16 protein-coding genes are annotated in these 16,534 nt (G+C 52.0%); 3 read left to right on the top strand and 13 right to left on the bottom strand.

The features are described 5' to 3' along the window. Positions 1-71: 71 nt before the first annotated feature. The 4 genes from HMPREF9412_RS11610 to HMPREF9412_RS11595 form a co-directional block, all read right to left on the bottom strand. On the bottom strand, positions 72-800 hold the full coding sequence (locus tag HMPREF9412_RS11610) for a hypothetical protein (protein ID WP_009591694.1): 729 nt from the start codon (positions 798-800) through the stop codon (positions 72-74). Next, positions 797-1,675, bottom strand: a complete 879-nt coding sequence (locus HMPREF9412_RS11605) for an ATP-binding cassette domain-containing protein (protein ID WP_009591599.1) — start codon at positions 1,673-1,675, stop codon at positions 797-799. Before HMPREF9412_RS11605 ends, HMPREF9412_RS11610 begins: the two co-directional genes overlap by 4 nt. Beyond that, positions 1,665-2,051, bottom strand: a complete 387-nt coding sequence (locus HMPREF9412_RS11600) for a GntR family transcriptional regulator (protein WP_009591591.1) — start codon at positions 2,049-2,051, stop codon at positions 1,665-1,667. The genes HMPREF9412_RS11605 and HMPREF9412_RS11600 overlap by 11 nt, the downstream gene beginning before the upstream one ends. 269 nt (positions 2,052-2,320) lie before the next feature. Further along, positions 2,321-2,914, bottom strand: a complete 594-nt coding sequence (locus HMPREF9412_RS11595) for a M15 family metallopeptidase (protein WP_009591696.1) — start codon at positions 2,912-2,914, stop codon at positions 2,321-2,323. 174 nt (positions 2,915-3,088) lie between these two features. Here HMPREF9412_RS11595 and HMPREF9412_RS11590 point away from each other — a divergent pair, with 174 nt between their 5' ends. Next, positions 3,089-3,616 carry a hypothetical protein gene (locus HMPREF9412_RS11590; protein ID WP_009591730.1) on the top strand — a complete coding sequence of 176 codons (528 nt, stop codon included), beginning with the start codon at positions 3,089-3,091 and terminating at the stop codon, positions 3,614-3,616. 156 nt (positions 3,617-3,772) lie between these two features. On the opposite strand, the gene HMPREF9412_RS11585 is transcribed toward HMPREF9412_RS11590, so the two are convergent. The 5 genes from HMPREF9412_RS11585 to HMPREF9412_RS11565 form a co-directional block, all read right to left on the bottom strand. Further along, positions 3,773-4,867, bottom strand: a complete 1,095-nt coding sequence (locus HMPREF9412_RS11585; protein ID WP_009591690.1) for an ArsR/SmtB family transcription factor — start codon at positions 4,865-4,867, stop codon at positions 3,773-3,775. Positions 4,868-4,879: 12 nt separating this feature from the next. Then, positions 4,880-6,142 carry an MFS transporter gene (locus HMPREF9412_RS11580; RefSeq protein WP_009591607.1) on the bottom strand — a complete coding sequence of 421 codons (1,263 nt, stop codon included), beginning with the start codon at positions 6,140-6,142 and terminating at the stop codon, positions 4,880-4,882. A gap of 164 nt (positions 6,143-6,306) precedes the next feature. After that, positions 6,307-7,488, bottom strand: coding sequence for a MalY/PatB family protein (locus HMPREF9412_RS11575; RefSeq protein WP_009591623.1), 1,182 nt, complete (start codon positions 7,486-7,488; stop codon positions 6,307-6,309). A gap of 33 nt (positions 7,489-7,521) precedes the next feature. Continuing rightward, positions 7,522-8,445: an AEC family transporter gene (locus HMPREF9412_RS11570; RefSeq protein ID WP_036671951.1), complete on the bottom strand. Its 924-nt coding sequence runs from the start codon at positions 8,443-8,445 to the stop codon at positions 7,522-7,524. Between the two features lie 324 nt (positions 8,446-8,769). Then, complete coding sequence (locus tag HMPREF9412_RS11565) at positions 8,770-9,489, bottom strand: 3-ketoacyl-ACP reductase (protein ID WP_009591616.1); 720 nt, start codon at positions 9,487-9,489, stop codon at positions 8,770-8,772. Positions 9,490-9,659: 170 nt separating this feature from the next. Between HMPREF9412_RS11565 and HMPREF9412_RS11560 the strand changes: the two genes are divergently transcribed. Further along, the gene (locus HMPREF9412_RS11560) at positions 9,660-11,768 is read left to right on the top strand and encodes a class I SAM-dependent methyltransferase (protein ID WP_009591689.1); all 2,109 of its coding nucleotides are present in this window, start codon (positions 9,660-9,662) and stop codon (positions 11,766-11,768) included. A 171-nt stretch (positions 11,769-11,939) separates the two neighbouring features. On the opposite strand, the gene HMPREF9412_RS11555 is transcribed toward HMPREF9412_RS11560, so the two are convergent. The 4 genes from HMPREF9412_RS11555 to HMPREF9412_RS11545 form a co-directional block, all read right to left on the bottom strand. Then, positions 11,940-12,662: a peptidylprolyl isomerase gene (locus HMPREF9412_RS11555; protein WP_009591670.1), complete on the bottom strand. Its 723-nt coding sequence runs from the start codon at positions 12,660-12,662 to the stop codon at positions 11,940-11,942. A gap of 270 nt (positions 12,663-12,932) precedes the next feature. Beyond that, complete coding sequence (locus HMPREF9412_RS11550) at positions 12,933-13,325, bottom strand: hypothetical protein (RefSeq protein WP_009591738.1); 393 nt, start codon at positions 13,323-13,325, stop codon at positions 12,933-12,935. A 96-nt stretch (positions 13,326-13,421) separates the two neighbouring features. Next, positions 13,422-13,598 (bottom strand): hypothetical protein, encoded by a 177-nt coding sequence (locus tag HMPREF9412_RS32885; protein WP_009591634.1) that lies wholly within the window; start codon positions 13,596-13,598, stop codon positions 13,422-13,424. Between the two features lie 282 nt (positions 13,599-13,880). Further along, complete coding sequence (locus HMPREF9412_RS11545) at positions 13,881-14,579, bottom strand: hypothetical protein (RefSeq protein ID WP_009591575.1); 699 nt, start codon at positions 14,577-14,579, stop codon at positions 13,881-13,883. A 341-nt stretch (positions 14,580-14,920) separates the two neighbouring features. Here HMPREF9412_RS11545 and HMPREF9412_RS11540 point away from each other — a divergent pair, with 341 nt between their 5' ends. Beyond that, positions 14,921-16,372 (top strand): SulP family inorganic anion transporter, encoded by a 1,452-nt coding sequence (locus HMPREF9412_RS11540; RefSeq protein WP_009591698.1) that lies wholly within the window; start codon positions 14,921-14,923, stop codon positions 16,370-16,372. Positions 16,373-16,534 lie beyond the last annotated feature (162 nt).

The raw sequence follows: 16,534 nt of genomic DNA, 5'->3' as shown, positions 1-16,534 counted from the left end.
TATATCATAAAATGGCTGATTCCGGGGTAGAAGGTGCTACCCATGGATCAGCCATTTATTTTGCGTATTGGTTACATTTTGATCGTAACTCTTCGGGTGATCAGCCGAATTAGAATCATTGCAATCAGGATGACGGCCAGGGAGCCTGCGAGCGAAACCGGCAGCGTGACGGAAAAGTCTGTCGTGACCGGCAACCACTGTTCCCATATGGAAGCCAGCTCGAACTGCCACAATGCATCCATGAAGCCAATCAAAACAAGGGCAACGGCGATCCATCCCAAGCCGCGAATCCAGCCAAACCGGTAAAATCCGGATCCGATCATCCACCCCATCAGGTAATAGATGAAGATTTGGATACCGTAGGAAACGAGCGTCAGCAGCCAGCTGTTGTCGAACTCCTGCAGCAGCCGGGTGCTTCCCGCATCTTGTGATGCAAACAGCGAGACAATCCAATGGATCAGAGCCGCGGCAACCGGAAATGCCAGGGACAGAAAGACGGCGGCTAAAGCTGAACCACCAAAGAAATCCCGGCGCGTAATGCCGTGTCTTACATAATAGCTCAGAAAACCGTAAGCTGAAATGATGCCGATGACGAGCATAAATCCTTTGGTGGAGCGGTAAGCGATGGAGAAGAAGTCCTCATCTGTCATTCCTTCCCGAACATTGACACCAATACTGTTAGCGATGCCGACTCCAATATAAATCAGCAGCACAATCGTTAGAAAACCCAATGCCCAGCTGCCTTGCTGAATAAACATCTCCGTCGATACTTTGCTTACGGGCGATGACGTCTTTTTCATGCGGAATATTCCTCCCCCGTCAGATGGATAAACAAGTCCTGAAGCGAGATCGGCCCGATCTCAAGTCCTGCCTTCAATGCGGCTGATTGAGATGCCTCGCTAAGCTCCCCGTAGACCATGACGGCCTTGGTGGAACCGAGCTGCTGCACGTTCAGCACCTTCATGCCCTGGATGAATTCGTCCACCTTGGCCGCGGGGCCCGTAATGGATACTCCCTTGGACGTAAGGCTTTCATAATCGTCTTGCAGTATGAACCGGCCTTTGTGGATAATAATGACTTCCTCAAACAAATAATCCATCTCCGAAACCAAGTGGGTGGAAAGAATGAACGTACGGGGATGGCGCTCCTGGTCCTTCAGCAGTTCCCGGTAAAAAATTTCGCGCGATGGCGCATCCATGCCGAGATAAGCTTCATCCAGAATGGTAACCGGCGACCGGCTGGCGAGGCCGATGCATACGTTAAAAGCGGACTGCATGCCTTTGGAGAGCTGCTTCAGCTGTTTATCCAGGGGCAAATTGAATTTGCGGGCAAGCTCCAGGGCATAAGCCGTATCAAAATGGGGGCGGTACCTGGCAACGGATTCAATTGCGGCCTTGACCTTGTCCGTCTCCTCTTTATAGTCGACATCGTAGATGAAGGAAACTTCCCTCATGATTTTGGCATTTTCGAAGGGCTGCTCGCCGCCAATCGTAACCGATCCCGACGATGGTTCGCGAAATGAAGCCAGGATCGACAGGAGCGAGGTTTTGCCTGCGCCGTTGCGACCGAGGAGACCGTAAATTTTGCCGGCCGGGAGACGGAGGGAAATATCGCGGACGGCTTCGACGCTGCCGTATGTCACCGATACCTGATCTAACTGTACATCAAGATTCATGGGGGTCACTTCCTTTTAACTGGGTTATGATTTGAACAAGCTCATCCGTGGACAAACCGAGTTTGTCCGCTTCCTGTACCATAGGCACCACATAATGTTCCGCAAATGCACTCTTTCGGGTCCGGAGCAGCATTTCCTTGGCCCCCTCAGCAACAAACATGCCGACACCTCGCTTTTTATAGATGAGTCCGGAATCAACCAGCAGGTTGATGCCCTTCAACACCGTAATGTGATTGATTTTGTAAAATTGGGACAGCTGCGTCGTGGAAGGAACCTGTTCACCTTCAAGCAATTGGTCATTGACGATCTGGTCCTCGATCTTTTCCTTGATCTGGATGAACAGGGGCCTATTATCTGGATGCACGGTACCGCTCAATAAGAATCACCACCTTGCCTTCATTGTCCTGTTAAGGTTATATGCTTATATATATGACTATATAACCAAAATGTGAACGGCATGTCAAGCATTTGGTTGAACATCACACCTTCATCGAGACGCTTTAACAGCGAACAACGTCAAAAAAGACCGACCAGAAGGATCTGGTCGGCCTTGATTATTTACCTGATGCGTTAGTCATATTGGAGTATAGCTAAAGTATGCTATGCGTACCTCGATGCTCAATAAAAACAAATAACAATCTCATTTCACTTGGCTTCCGAATACTCGGAAGCGTCCATGGGAGGGAGCTTTCCCCGTTTCAAATCACGGATCGACAATCCAAAATCGATTTGCAAATGCGGATAATCCGGAAAGTTGGCCCAATCTCCGCCCCACTGGAAGCCTAAATCTTTTGCAATCTCCACGACTTCCATCCAGTCGGCCTTGCCGTTTCCGTTCCCGTCGTATTCCATATCCCAGATGACGCTGCCATCCTTCAGCCTCAGCGCAAAATCAATGGCGAGCCCGTAGTTGTGAAGAGATTCCCCGGCCTTGGCATTCGTCACGATGTTGCCCTCGGTGCTGCGGCCCTGATTGTAGATGCGGGTCTGCTCTTCGTGGCTTCGGTAACCGTCCGTTATGACAATCGTGATCCCTTTTTTCTTGGTGAGACGAACAAGCTCATTCTTTTGCTGCAGTACATAAGGGTGGAGCTGGGTGATTTCAGGGGTTTCTTTGCTATTAAAATCAAAATCGAGATCGTTGATAAATCCGGGTATGGCGGTTTGCAGCTGCATGTAGAATATGGCGAGCAATAAGGCAACAACAAGGAAAAGCGTCGTTTTTTTGCGTTTGATCATGCGGACTCTTTAATCTACCTACTTTCATATGATGGCTTACTCTATTATATCGGCATCCCGCCCCGCATTCCAGCAGACCGGATATCACGCCCAGATACCGGAATGAATAGCAATCCATGGTTTATCGCATCCTAGTTCATAAAAAGGACTTGGTCCGGAAATGGGGAATGACGAATGAGCAATATTCAAAACATGTCGATGAGACTCAATCAGCTATCCAGTCAATTGGTTGCTGCAGGGCAGAACGGCCGCATGGACGAAGCCCTGATGATCGTGAACGAGCTCGGCGGGATCCACACCGAGCTTCAGAATGCGCAGGCTGCGGTCACGCCGGAAACTTCTTCCGCCGTGCGCCAGGAGCTGGTGAACTGCAGGATGGTGCTGCATGGGATGATGGGGGCGGCGCAGGATATCCGAACCGCTGCGGCGGAGCAGTACCGTCAGGTGCTGGGCGAGAATAAAACGATGTTCGAGCAGATGGACGAGGCCGCACAGCAGAGCGAGTATGCGCAAGCCTATCAGTATCGCCAGCTGTTCAAGCAGATGGATCAAGTCAGCCAGCAGCTGCATCAGCTGGATGGCTCGATGCTGGACGCGGGGTACCAAATGGAGCGGGCGCAATCGGCCGACGGCAGCCTGAACGGGGCAGTGGCTATCGAGGAACTGACTTCAAGCACGGACGACAGCGGAACGATGATGTAAGCATGCTTGGAAGGATCGCGGGACCGAAGCGACTAACGGCTGCGGAAGAGAAAGAGCTGCACAAGAAGGGTGAGCCAAAGGAGGGGCCTTGGCTCACCCTTCTTTTTCCTTATGAGGAGACGATCCATCCCGTACCGGGCATGCAAGGACAACTGCTCATTCCTGCTGCAATAAGCTGGATCGCAGCTGTTCGAGGTAAGTCTCGACAGCCGTCCGATTCATTCGGTAGTAGATGCGGTTTGCCCGCTTTTCCATCATGACAAACCCTTGTTGTATAAGTGCGTTCATATGATGCGAGATGGTAGCCGTGGTTAGATTCAGCCGGTCTGCCAGTTCCGAACCGTACGCCGACTCACGGTAAATCGACTTCAGAATCGCAAATTTGCTGGCATCGCTCAGCATTTTCAACGTTTTGCATATCTTCTCGTCTGAGATGACCCGGCTAACCGCTTCTTGAAGAGCTTCAAAGAGAATGCCGATATACAGCGTTTCTATTGAATTCTCGCTTTTTTGAGGATGGAGCGTGACCATATTGAAGCCCATGATTTGCGGGACGATTCGGATTTCCTTATCGTCCATGAGATTGATTTGGAATCGGTTATTGATGTACTCCAGCGGTTCGGTTTGAACCACTTGATGGTATCTTGCCGCAAAGCGCTCCAGCAGAGGCTCTAGCAAGGGCAATTGTTCCTCGTACAGGGCCATGGCCTGTTCAAGGATGCTCTGCAATTCCTGCATGTACATATCAAAGTTCTGATATAAGAGATGCAGTGTCCATTTCTCCTGAACGTCCAGTTCGAGTCCGTCAATCATGTTGGTCAGATCGGCATCGGTATGAGTCGCTTGGCATTCGCGGCTTTCGGCATCCCCCATAAATAATCGGACGAGAGACTCCGCGTACTTGCGCCGCCGTTCATCCTGCATGACAGGGGACAGCCGAAGAATATTCGCATTCGTACCCGCTGAGCGGAGATATTCATCCAATAGCAGCTTGGCGCAGCACCAGCCCGCCTGTCCCCGGCTTTCGAAGAAAAAAGCCATGCGATCAGGCGCTGCTTCCAGTTGGCCATACACCAGCTCTCCTATCTCGATGATGGGGTCGAAGGTTTGCAATAGGTCCGGCGAGTCCAGATTATATTTCATCGTGAGTTCATTCTTCACGGACCGGGTGTCTTCATGATTCGTATACCGATAGAGCAATTCGATGCATTCACGGGGAATATCCGGCCTTGCCAATACCGTTATGTTCATGGGATAACTCCTTTACAGCTGGCGTAATGTCTTTATGAAGAGCATACCAACAAACAATATGATTGTAAAAATACCAGTGGCGACAAATAGCTGTTCAAGGGTTATAAACGTCATCGCGGTGGCGACGATCAGCGAACCGAGCGGAATGGTTGAGCTTGCGATCGCGTTAAAAATGGCACCGGCGCGAGACAAGTAGGATTCCTCAATGTGTTCCATGAAGGATACCCCGATCACCGTTTCCACGAAGGAAGCAAAAAAACCGAAAATCAGCATGGTAGAAGCCAACATGACATAGGTCAGCATGACTTGTCCGGAATAGTGCGATATCCAGAACCATACCAGATAACAAATTCCAATGAACGTCCCGCCAGTGATGAACAGAATGTGGGCAGAGAAATGTTTTCTTATGTAAGGGAACAAGAAGGCACCGATGCCAAGACCGATCGTTGAGGAAATGCCCGCAACGGACAACCCATTGGCGGACAGTCCTAATACTCCCGTCGTGTATGGAGCCATCATGGAGTTAATGGGAATCAGGAAGATGCCCATGATGCCGCCTAATATGCAGACGGCGAATACGACTTTTGCCTTTCTTAGATAGATGAATCCCTCGGCCAGCGCATGGAGATAGCTTTTCAGATCCGGCCGAATCGGGCTCCGCTGCCATGTTTCCTTGCTGTTGATGCCCAGAATGAAGAGGGCGGACAGTAAAAAGGTGACGGCGTCGATCATAATAGCCACTCCAAGGCCGAATAATCCGATGATGGCTGCGGCAGCGCCAAGACCGGCTAACTCCACGATTTTCTTGATGGTTGAATTTAAGGATATACCATGGGTATATAAGGCTTTATCAAGCACTTGGGGAATGATGGCTAACCCGGCGGGAATACGAAGGGATTCCAGCGTGGAATTGATGAACGTAAGTACAAGCAGAATCCAGGGCTGAAGCAGATCAAGCATAAGCAGGACGGCAGTGACGCCTACAGTCACTCCACGTCCGATATCCGCAAGGATCATGATGGTTTTCTTGTGAAGTCTTTCAACGATGGCGCCTGCAAAGGGCTGAAACAGGATGGAAGGGAGTGCATTGATGCCGAAAATGACGGCTACCCATGAGGCGGAACCGGTAAGCTGGTATACCATCAAGGAAAAAGCAATCATGTCGATGGAATCGCCGAACCGGTTCACGGCATTGGCCATCATTAACTTCAGATACTCCTTTTGGGATGACAGATCCCGATAACGAATCACTCGAGCGTTTTCTTGTATGATCATTATCTAACCACCTTTCTAGATAGAAGTAAAACACAATTGTTAGATGATGGTCAATTATTATTTTAGATGATTATCTAAAGTTTCGTTATCGTAAAATAAAAAATAAACGGAGTCAGCCATGGGCTTGACTCCGTTTATTATTTCATTCCGGATCTTGTATGTTCTTATGCCTTCCGCCATTCCCCGACAGCTTTGCTCAGGCGGGACAACGCCTCCTGAACGGTGGCGCGCGTGCAGGCCAGGTTCATGCGCATGAAGCCTTCGCCTTCCTTGCCGAAGGCTGCGCCGCTGTTCAAACCGAGCTTCGCTTCTTGGACGAGGAAGCGGTTTAGCTCTTCGTGGGACATGCCCATGCCGCGGAAATCAATCCACAGCAGGTAGGTGGCTTCCGGCATAACCACCTTCAGCTCGGGCAGATGTTCCTGTGCATATTGGGCTACCAGCTCCATGTTCCCGCGGATATAAACCAGAAGCTCATCCAGCCACGGTTCGCCCTCACGGTAAGCAGCCTCGGTGGCGGCCGCACCCATCGGCGTAATGGAGCCGATGGCGTAACGGTTCAATATTTTGCGGAATTTGCTGCGCAGCTGCGCATTCGGGATGATGATGTTCGCCGTGTTCAGGCCGGCGATATTAAACGTCTTGCTAGGCGCGGTACAGATGATGGAACGCTCGGCGGCATCGTCGGACAGCGCGGCGAACGGCGTGTGCGCGCCGGGTTCAAACACCAAATCTGCATGGATTTCATCCGATACGACAAGCACGTCGTATTGCTGGCAGAGGGAAGCCAGACGATCCAGCTCCGCTCGGCTCCACACCCGGCCCACCGGATTGTGCGGACTGCACAGAATGATCATTTTGACATGGCCGGTGGAAAAGCTCTTCTCCAGGTCCTCGAAATCCATCGTGTAATCCCCCTCTTCGCTAAGAAGAAGCGGATTATGCACCAACTCGCGGCCATGTTCTTGAACGACGCTGTAGAACGGCGGATAGACCGGCGTCTGGATAACGACTTGATCGCCCGGCTCGGTGAACGCATCCACGATAAGGCTGAGAGCCGGAACAACGCCCGGACAGAATTGAATCCACTCCTGCTGTATGCTCCAGCTGTGGCGTTTCTTCATCCAGTCGCTAATCGCTTCACGGTAAGAGTCGGACGGGAACGTATAGCCGAATACGCCATGCTCCACCCGTTTATGCAGCGCCTCTACAACGGCGGGCGGCGCGGCAAAATCCATGTCGGCCACCCACATCGGAAGCGCGTCCGGCACGCCGAAGACGGTGGGGACATTGTCCCATTTCTGACAGTTGGTGCAGGTGCGGTCAATCGCAAGATCAAAATTCATATGTAATTCCTCCTAGCTGAGTAGAGTTAGTCTTTAGGCTATGAATTTGGCCAGGGTGATAAGGCCGGTAATCGTAATTACGTTTAGTATGGTCGATATAAGGACAGTTTGTGCAGCAAAATCAGGCTCATTCTGATATTCTTCCGCCAGGATGGACGAATTGACGCCAACGGGCATGCCGGAAGCGATGATGAGCGCTTGCGCCGGAACGCCTTTTAGCCCGAGCAGCAGCACGATCAGAATGCCGATAGCCGGCGCGACCAAGAGACGGAGCAGGACGCTCAGGTAAACATCGAGCCGGCGCAGGCGCAGCGGATATTTAATGATCTGTGCCCCGAGCGTCAGCAGGGCGATCGCCACCATGGACTGGTCCGCATAGGTCAGCGGCTGCGAGATAAAGACCGGAAGCGGCAAGGCCAGGGCATGCAGCGCAATGCCGATGACGAGGGCATAGGGGACGGGCATTTTCAGAAATCCGATCATGGCCTGTTTGTATAATCCCTCCGTCTTGGCTCCCTGAATGGAAATAACTCCGTACGTAAACGTAAGGAGGCTTTGAAAAGACATGATCAGCGCTTGCACCGAGCCGGCCATCGGATCTCCCTTGAAGGCCAGATCATTGATCGGAAGGCCGTAGTTTCCCGAATTATCCAGCAGGAGGCTGTTGGTAAATGCGGCTCTCATCCCCCGGTTGAACTTGCGCTGTCTGGCAACCAGCATGCTGATCAAGTAGAGGACGCCGATATAAAGCGCATAAAATAACGCCACCATGCCCAGAAGCTGCGGTGACATCTTGGATTCGTACATACTCATAAATACGGCTGCAGGCGTAATGTAGTAAAAGTTGATTTTGGCGAGTGTGTACAAATCGAGCTTAAAGGCATATTGCATAATAATGCCGAAGCCTATCAGGACAAAGATGGGAAGTACCACTTCAAGTAAAATGTCGGCGATCATGCTGTTGTCATCTTCTTTCCATGAGTATAGCTTGGTAATGGTCTGGCTGTGCGTATGACGCCATGCCATTATATCATGACAACGGATTGTTGACACTTGATTCCGCATGGAAAAAAGAACAAAGCACGCGCATCTTGCCGGGCCATTAAGCGAAACGTTCTTGACTTCATCGGAACCTTGCCTTGGGGGAAGGGTTGCGCAGGATTCGCTGGCGCAAACCATCGCATTACACGCAAGCTGCATGCAAAAAGGGTGTTCCTTGGCCCCAGACCAAAGAACACCCTTGAATTGGTTATTGCAATGGGAGCGTCTGTCGACGCGTCCTTATTGCGGGTTGGTTGTCCAAATCCCGGCGGATTTGACGAATACCCGCTGCGGCAGCTTGAGCGCCGCCAGCACAAGCTCGGCTACGTCTTCCGGCTGCATCATCCGGTCCTCGTCCCCGATCTTCAGGCCGGCATTGACGGCGAGATCCGTGTTCACGGTGCTCGGAGTCAGCGCCGTCACGCGGATGTTGTGCTTGCGGACCTCCTGCAGCACGGCTTCGGTCAGTCCCATCACGGCAAATTTCGAAGCGTTATAGGCTGAGCCCGTGGCGAAGCCGCGTTCTCCGGCGGTAGAAGAGATGTTGATGATGTCTCCTTGGTTATGCTCGATCATGCCGGGCAGCGCTGCACGCGTCATATAGTACGTCCCCATCAGATTCACGTCGACGATACGCTTCCAGGCTTCCGGTTCCATTTCCAGCAGGTTGCCGAACTGGGCGATGCCCGCGTTGTTGATCAGAATGTCCACCGAGCCCAGCTCCATGTTTACCGCTGCGAAAGCAGCCTCTGCCTCGCTCTGCACGGAAACGTCGGCCACCGCCGCGACGGCTCTGACACCATACTGCTCGGCAACCAGGGCGCTCAGCGGCTCCAGGTCTGCTGCCGTACGGGCGACGAGTCCAACGTGCACGCCTTCCTTGGCAAGTGCGATGGCCAGGGCGCGCCCAATCCCTTTGCCTGCACCCGTGATGAGGGCTGTTTTATTTTTCAGGCTCATGTACATTCACTCCTTCATATTGATAAAAAATATGGTTTCGTTGACCAGTATACCCTGTACCATCCGCAACTACCAAATGTCCGCGATCCACCCTTAACAATTTGTTATAATCGTAGCAGCGAAACCAAGATAAACTTGTTCATTTTTATTACAGGATGGAGGAACAACCTATGCTGCAAACGCTGAATATCATAACCGCGTTTCGTCAGGGGGATGAATCGGCTGCGGGAACGCATCCATGGCTAATGAAGCTGATATCGGCCGAGGAACGAATCGTCAATCTGGAACGGATCACGTCCATCGGGCAATTGGCCCACGCCAACCCCGTGCTGGATTATGTAGAACGCACATTGAAGATACTGGATTCGCTGCCTGTTTCCTATTGGATCAAAGAGCTGCTGGAAGAAGTCCTGGTGTGGGCGGAAACGGCCAAGGGCGGAACGATGAGGGATCGCCTGCGCTGGCAGCAGTCGGGCATCCATTTGTTCCTGCATAATATCGGGTCCGCGCAGCTGTATGAAAGACATATCCGGCAAGGCAGGGGAACCCTGTCACCGCACGAAGAGATGGTACATACTCTCATACTTACCCATGGACTGCTCGGGCAACACATCCGGGGGGAAGTCGCCTTCGAGGAGAACCTGCCGCTGATTAAGCTTATGGAGGAAGGACGGTTGACCGAAGATGAGCTGATCCGGCTGCTGATCCCTTTGAATCACTGCATCATTGCTGCCGTATCGGAGGAGCTTTGGCATTCCGTTGAGGAAGAAATCAAACAGCTGATTCGCAAGCTTGCCGAAGGGAGCGTCCCGGATCGTTGGACTTACGAGGAAAGGCTGCGCCGCCTTCGGACCGCTTCCATTGCCCGGGGGGAAGATTTCGACAGGCAGTTTCAGGAGATTCGGGAGCAGACGGATCTGCCTGCTGCCCTGCATGGGTTTCAGGACATGACGCTTTGGTATGTGGAAGCGGCCCTGCAGGATTTCTCGTTGGAAGAGTTCGTGAAGGTTCTGCTGCTGGCTCTCCATTCGGAGGAGCAGAGCCCGGAGGATCGATTGTCTTCGGATTCGGTGAGCCACCTGAGCTTTGAGCCGCTGATGAACGATATGTATTACGATTACAAAGGCGTCAAGAAGCTGAACGTGTACAAGAAAAGAATGATCGAGCAATATTTGCGCCAGACGGATTGGGAGGCTTGCCTTCGCGGGCAGGCGATTGCCAATCCGCATCTGCGCCACCGCATCGAACGAAAGCCGGAGCTGCAGGATACGGTATTCTTTACCTTCGAATTCTCGCAGGCCGCGGAGAAATTAATTGAATTTTGCATCGAGGCGGAGAAATCCCCGCTCTACGAGAAGGCGGTTCTGCTGCTATTCGATCTGTTTGGCTTGAGGCGGGATGCTTATGACCGGTTTCATAACGAAGAGAGTTATTTAAACGATATGAACAGCACGGGAGATTACAAGAAAGTGATTCTGGATTATATCACGGGAACGGCGGTGCTGGATATCGGTCCCGGAGGCGGCGTGCTGCTTGACTTGATCGAAGAACGGCTCCCGCATGCGCGTCCCGTCGGGATCGATATCTCCTCGAACGTGATCGAAGCGCTGGAGAAACGCAAACGCTTGGAGCACAAAGCATGGGAAGTTCTGAAGGGGGACGCGCTGAATCTCAGGGACTATGTGAAGCCCGGAAGCGTCGATACGGTCATCTTCTCCTCGATATTGCACGAGTTGTATTCGTACATTGAGACGGACGGTTCGCGTTTCAATACGGCGACCGTGGAGGCAGCTTTGCTCAGTGCCTATGAAGTGCTTGCACCCGGGGGCCGCATTATTATCCGTGACGGGATCATGACCGAGCCCGAGGATACCTGGAGAAGGATCCGTTTCCATGAGGCCGACGGCATGGAATGGCTTAACCGGTATGCCTCGGATTTCAAAGGCCGGGTCATATCCTACGAGCAGCTGGCTGACGCGGAGGTGCGCATGCCTGTCAACGATGCGATGGAGTTTCTGTATACCTATACTTGGGGTGCCGAAGCGTATGTTCATGAAGTGCAGGAGCAGTTCGGATATTTCACGCCTGCGCAGTTTGCGGAATGCATCCGCAAAACGCTGGGTCCCGAAGCGCTGATCCGCGTGCAGCAGCATTATCTGCAGGAAGGATATGCCGAGGCATTGGCTGACCGCATCGAATTCATGGATGAGGATGGGAAGGCGGTAACTTTGCCGGACAGCACCTGTCTTTACGTGATCGAGAAGCCGGCCCGTCCGTAATGGCCATACCCTGCTGTAACGTATAAAAAAAAGAGGACCGGAACGCAGCTATATTTCAAGCGTGCGTCGGTCCTCTTTCGCATGTTGTTTGGTAAGCCGTCCGGATTCTGTGCTCATTCACAAGCGAGGAAGGAAAATGGTTCGCTGACAGCAGCGATTATCCCCAAAAAGCTATTCCTGCTTTTCGGGATCCGGATAATCCTTCCCGAGCGTATCGACCGTCACTTTCTTCATGACGGGCACTTCAAGCGGCTTGTCCATCTGATCCCGCTCCAAGCCCACGATTTCCTCAGCCGTTTCCATGCCTTCGATGACCTTACCGAAGGAGGCGTACTGGGCATCCAGCGAAGGCGCGTCCGCGACCATAATGAAGAATTGCGACCCGGCGGAGTTTGGATCCTGCGCCCGCGCCATGGATAATACACCTGTCGTATGCTTCAGGTCATTCTGAAACCCGTTGGACGTAAATTCTCCGGCGATCGCGTAGCCGGGTCCCCCCGTGCCGTTTCCGTCAGGATCGCCTCCTTGAATCATGAAGCCGGGGATGACGCGGTGAAAGCCTGTGCCATCGTAAAACCCTTGTTCCACCAGAGAGATGAAATTGTTCACCGTATTCGGCGCAACCTCCGGGTAAAGCTCAAGCTTTATCGTTTTGCCGTTCTCCATTTCAATCGTGACGATGGGGTGGCTGGCGTTCGGGTCCGGCACGTTCTGCTTGACCTCGGCTTCCTTCGGCGGTTCCGCTTCGGGCGCCGCGGCGCCGTTCGTCGAACCTGTTCCGCCGCCTGCGCCGCTTTCGGTTTCCTTGTCATTCTGGCCGCATGCCGTCATCACGAACAGCAGCGCAAGGATGACGAGTAGGGCCGGCATCCAGCGTGTTCTGCGTTTCAACATCATTGACTCCTCCTGTGCTTTGCCTTATCAGGTCTTAAGCATGTAATCTGTATCATATTTTATCACAGGTTGGACAAGTACTGAAAATCGAAATAGCGGAGTATATATTAAGGAAAACGTATCGACGTAACGTCATAGAAGACCGACCGCGTGTAGAGGATGTTTTCCTTGCGATTAATGAATCAAGGCCAGCGGCTCAGAATGCAAAAAATAAGCTCCCGAACCTGTACAAGTCCGGAAGCTTCAGGAAATGGAGAGCATTGTACGTCACTACTTGACAGGAAATATGCCCTCCACTTTGTTTAGAGGAAGCAGAATCCGCGAACGGTTCTTGTCCTTGGCAAGCAATTCGATGAAATCGGCTCCGATTCTGACAAGCCGGATCCGGTCAAAGGCGCCGCGGGTTGGGAAAGTGGTCCGCACCCCAACCCGCACCGTTTTGCCCGGCGGCTTGACATCGAATACCCGAACCGAGTTGAGACTGGACGGCACAAAAAGCTCGCCCTGCACCTTGATGAAATTTTTCGGGAATACCCGCTGCAGCCGTCCGGGTTCCAATCCGGTGTTCGGCGCGTTGATTTCCACCAGATGTCCGGTCAACGAGGCTAGTCGCTGCTGCAGGGTGATCTTATGTCTGCAGGGATGGATCGGCAATCCTTTCATATGAGGCATCATCCTTCCAGGGTCGTATGGTGTAGTGTATGTTGGAAGGTATGGCATGGGTGAAAGAAGAGGTCCACGATTCCTGCCCGGTGTTGTTTAGGATGACGGAGGATTTCCGCGGTTACTCGTATCACTGCCATCCGGCTTCTCGTGTTTGATGCTGTCGGGTATCGGAATGCTGTCCGGATAGGAATCCTCGACAAACAGGCCGAATTCCTCATCGATGTCGCGTTCGGTCACTAAACGGTGCTTCTCGTCAGGTTGTTTCTTCATCGGCTGTTCCTCCTATGAAATCGAATCTTTGAAATGAACGGCTGGTATAAGAACTGATAGCTTGACCCATACTGTTTTACTATAAAGATGGTTGTATGGGAGGCGTAGGCATGGAAAGAAAGGGCAACATATTAACGGCACTCATATGGGGGACCCTGATCGGCATCCTGCTGTGGATGTCATTTCTTGGCTGGCTGGATATCATATTCGGAAAATAGAGGGATCGTACAGATGCTAGTATAAGACCCGCCTTCCTTTAAGGAGAGGCGGGTCTTGCAGGTTTTAGTCGTCCTCGCCATTGCTGCCGTTCAGCAGATCGGTTCCGTGCATCTGTTCCGTCGGAGGCGCGGCGGGATCCACGGGGCTGTTGGCCGCAATCGCGTCCGCGTCCGGCACATCCTCCAAGGGCGTATACTCCTCTTCACCCGAAGGGTAATTCATAAAAATGTCCTGATTCAAAAAGGCGGTACCGCTGCCTGACAACGCTGCGTCGGCTGCGACTCTCTGCTCCGTATCGCCGGTATACTCGGCGATGACCTCGTCACCCGGACGAGTTGGAGGCTCACCCTCGATGGCCCGCCATTCCGGGTCCGTCGCATCATCCGCGACATCGCGAATAACCGTTTCGTCGGCGGTGCGGTCCAGCCGCACCTCGTCGGCTTCTCCGGCATCGGATGACAAGGTTAACCGCTCATCGGCAAGGGTCCGCTGATCCGGATCGGCGCTGGTAGCTTCCCATGCATCGATGGCGCTGTGATCGGGGTTCATCCGCTCCTCCGGTTTTGCATCCGCAGGAGCCGCTTCATTCTGATCGTACGCGATATGATCCGCGTCTTCGCTGCTTAGGCTCTGCTCCGTATAGGTGTTGACGTCTCTCAGATCGTCTTGCGGAATCAAATCCGTATCCTCGACTTTCCGTTTGGCCTCGAATTCCAAATATGTCAAATCTGCCAGCGTATTCCGATTGTTTTCGTCTCGCATGGTGTCCATCTCCTTCCTTGATTTCAATTACAATAGGTTTCTATACTTCGACTTTACCCGCTGAATCAAGAATGAATCCCGAAACATTCAGGTTATGATAAACCAAGCAAGCTCTATCTTTCCCTGTCGGTTGACGTATTATGAAAATTTTCAAATAAGAAAAATAGACGAAACACAGGATAAATGAGAGAAAATGAATGATTTCGTGGATGATTTCCCTTAAATTGAACAATGAAATTTTAAAATGATCCCGTTATAATCGAAAAAGCGACTAACGGACCGGGACAATTCTGAGAGTGGATTGTCAACAACTAACAACAGAACAGGAAGTGATCAGGACTTTGTTTCAATGGATTAGACAAGGCTTCTTTGGCAACTCGCGCAAAGATATTTTATCGGGTCTGACGGTAGCGTTCGCTCTCATCCCGGAAGCGATCGCCTTCTCCATCATGGCAGGCGTTGATCCGATGGTGGGACTCTATGCGTCCTTCGTGATTGCCGTCAGCATTTCGTTTTTCGGCGGCCGTCCCGGCATGATCTCGGCGGCGACAGGGGCCATGGCGTCATTGATGGGACCGCTTGTGGCTATGCACGGGATCGAGTATTTGTATGCGGCAACGATTCTGACAGGAATCTTGCAAATGTTGATGGGAGCGCTCAAGTTCGGACGTTTTATCACGTTTGTTCCCCAGCCGGTCATCACCGGCTTTGTGAATTCCCTGGCCATCATCATTTTTCTGGCCCAGCTTCCGAATTTCAAGGGCGAATCGTGGCCGATGTACTTGATGGTGATCGGCACGCTGCTGATCATTTATTTATTGCCGCTGGTAACCAAAGCGATTCCATCGGCACTCGTTGCAATCATCGTGATGACGATCGTTGCGGTTTGGTTCAAGGCCCCGGTGCAAACGGTCGGGGACATGGGCAACATCACCCAGGCACTGCCGTTCTTCCACATTCCGAATGTAACCGTGAGTTTGGACATGATCATGACGATATTGCCTATTTCCCTGGCTCTTGCTGTCGTCGGGATGACGGAATCGCTGCTTACCGCGTCGCTGGTGGATGAGATGACCGAGACGGGCAGCGACAAGAACCGGGAAATCCGCGGTCAGGGCGTTTCCAACGTGATCACCGGATTCTTTGGCGGCATGGCGGGCTGCGCCATGATCGGACAGACGGTGATTAATGTGAAATCGGGAGGGCGAACCCGGTTATCCACCTTGGTTTCCGGCGTGTTTCTGCTGTTCCTCATCATTGTGCTCGGGGATGTCGTGAAACAGATTCCGATGGCGGCGCTTGTCGGGGTCATGTTTATGGTTTCGATCGGCACGTTTGAATGGGGATCGCTTCGCACGCTTCACCGCGTGCCGTTAGGCGATGCCATCGTCATGCTGGCAACGGTCATTATTGTGGTAGCGACTCATAATCTGGCCATCGGGGTCATGATCGGGATTATCTTAAGCGCCCTGAATTTCGGGTGGAAGATGGCCAAAATTCACGCCGTGCCCCATATGCAGCCGAACGGCACCAAGGTATATGAAATCCGGGGACAGCTGTTTTTCGGAACGATGATGTATTTTGTAAATCTGTTTGACGTGAACGATGATCCGGAACATGTCGTGATTGATTTTTCCAAATCCCATGTATGGGATCAGTCAGCCACGAATGCCATTTCGAAGGTATGGCATAAGTACAAGGAAGCGGGGAAAGACCTTACGCTCATAGGGTTGAACGACGAAAGCCAGCGGATGGTCGATAAAGTCGGGCTTGCTTCAAACTCTACGCATTAGAAGCATTAGTCATTGTGCTGTAAGCAGGCGTGCTCAATAGAAGTAAGGTTTGTCAGATGAAAAACATGCCAAATGAAGAAATGGCGGTGCTCAAGGATATGATCCTTGCACCGCCATTCTTGCTTTTCGGCCGGTTGTCGCAATGAACGTAAATAAAATTTT

It is taken from the genome of Paenibacillus sp. HGF5, assembly GCF_000204455.1.
GTDB lineage: Bacteria > Bacillota > Bacilli > Paenibacillales > Paenibacillaceae > Paenibacillus_AQ > Paenibacillus_AQ lautus_A.
The sequence above is the reverse complement of the archived record's forward strand: the minus strand, read 5'-3'. Positions and strand labels throughout refer to the sequence as shown.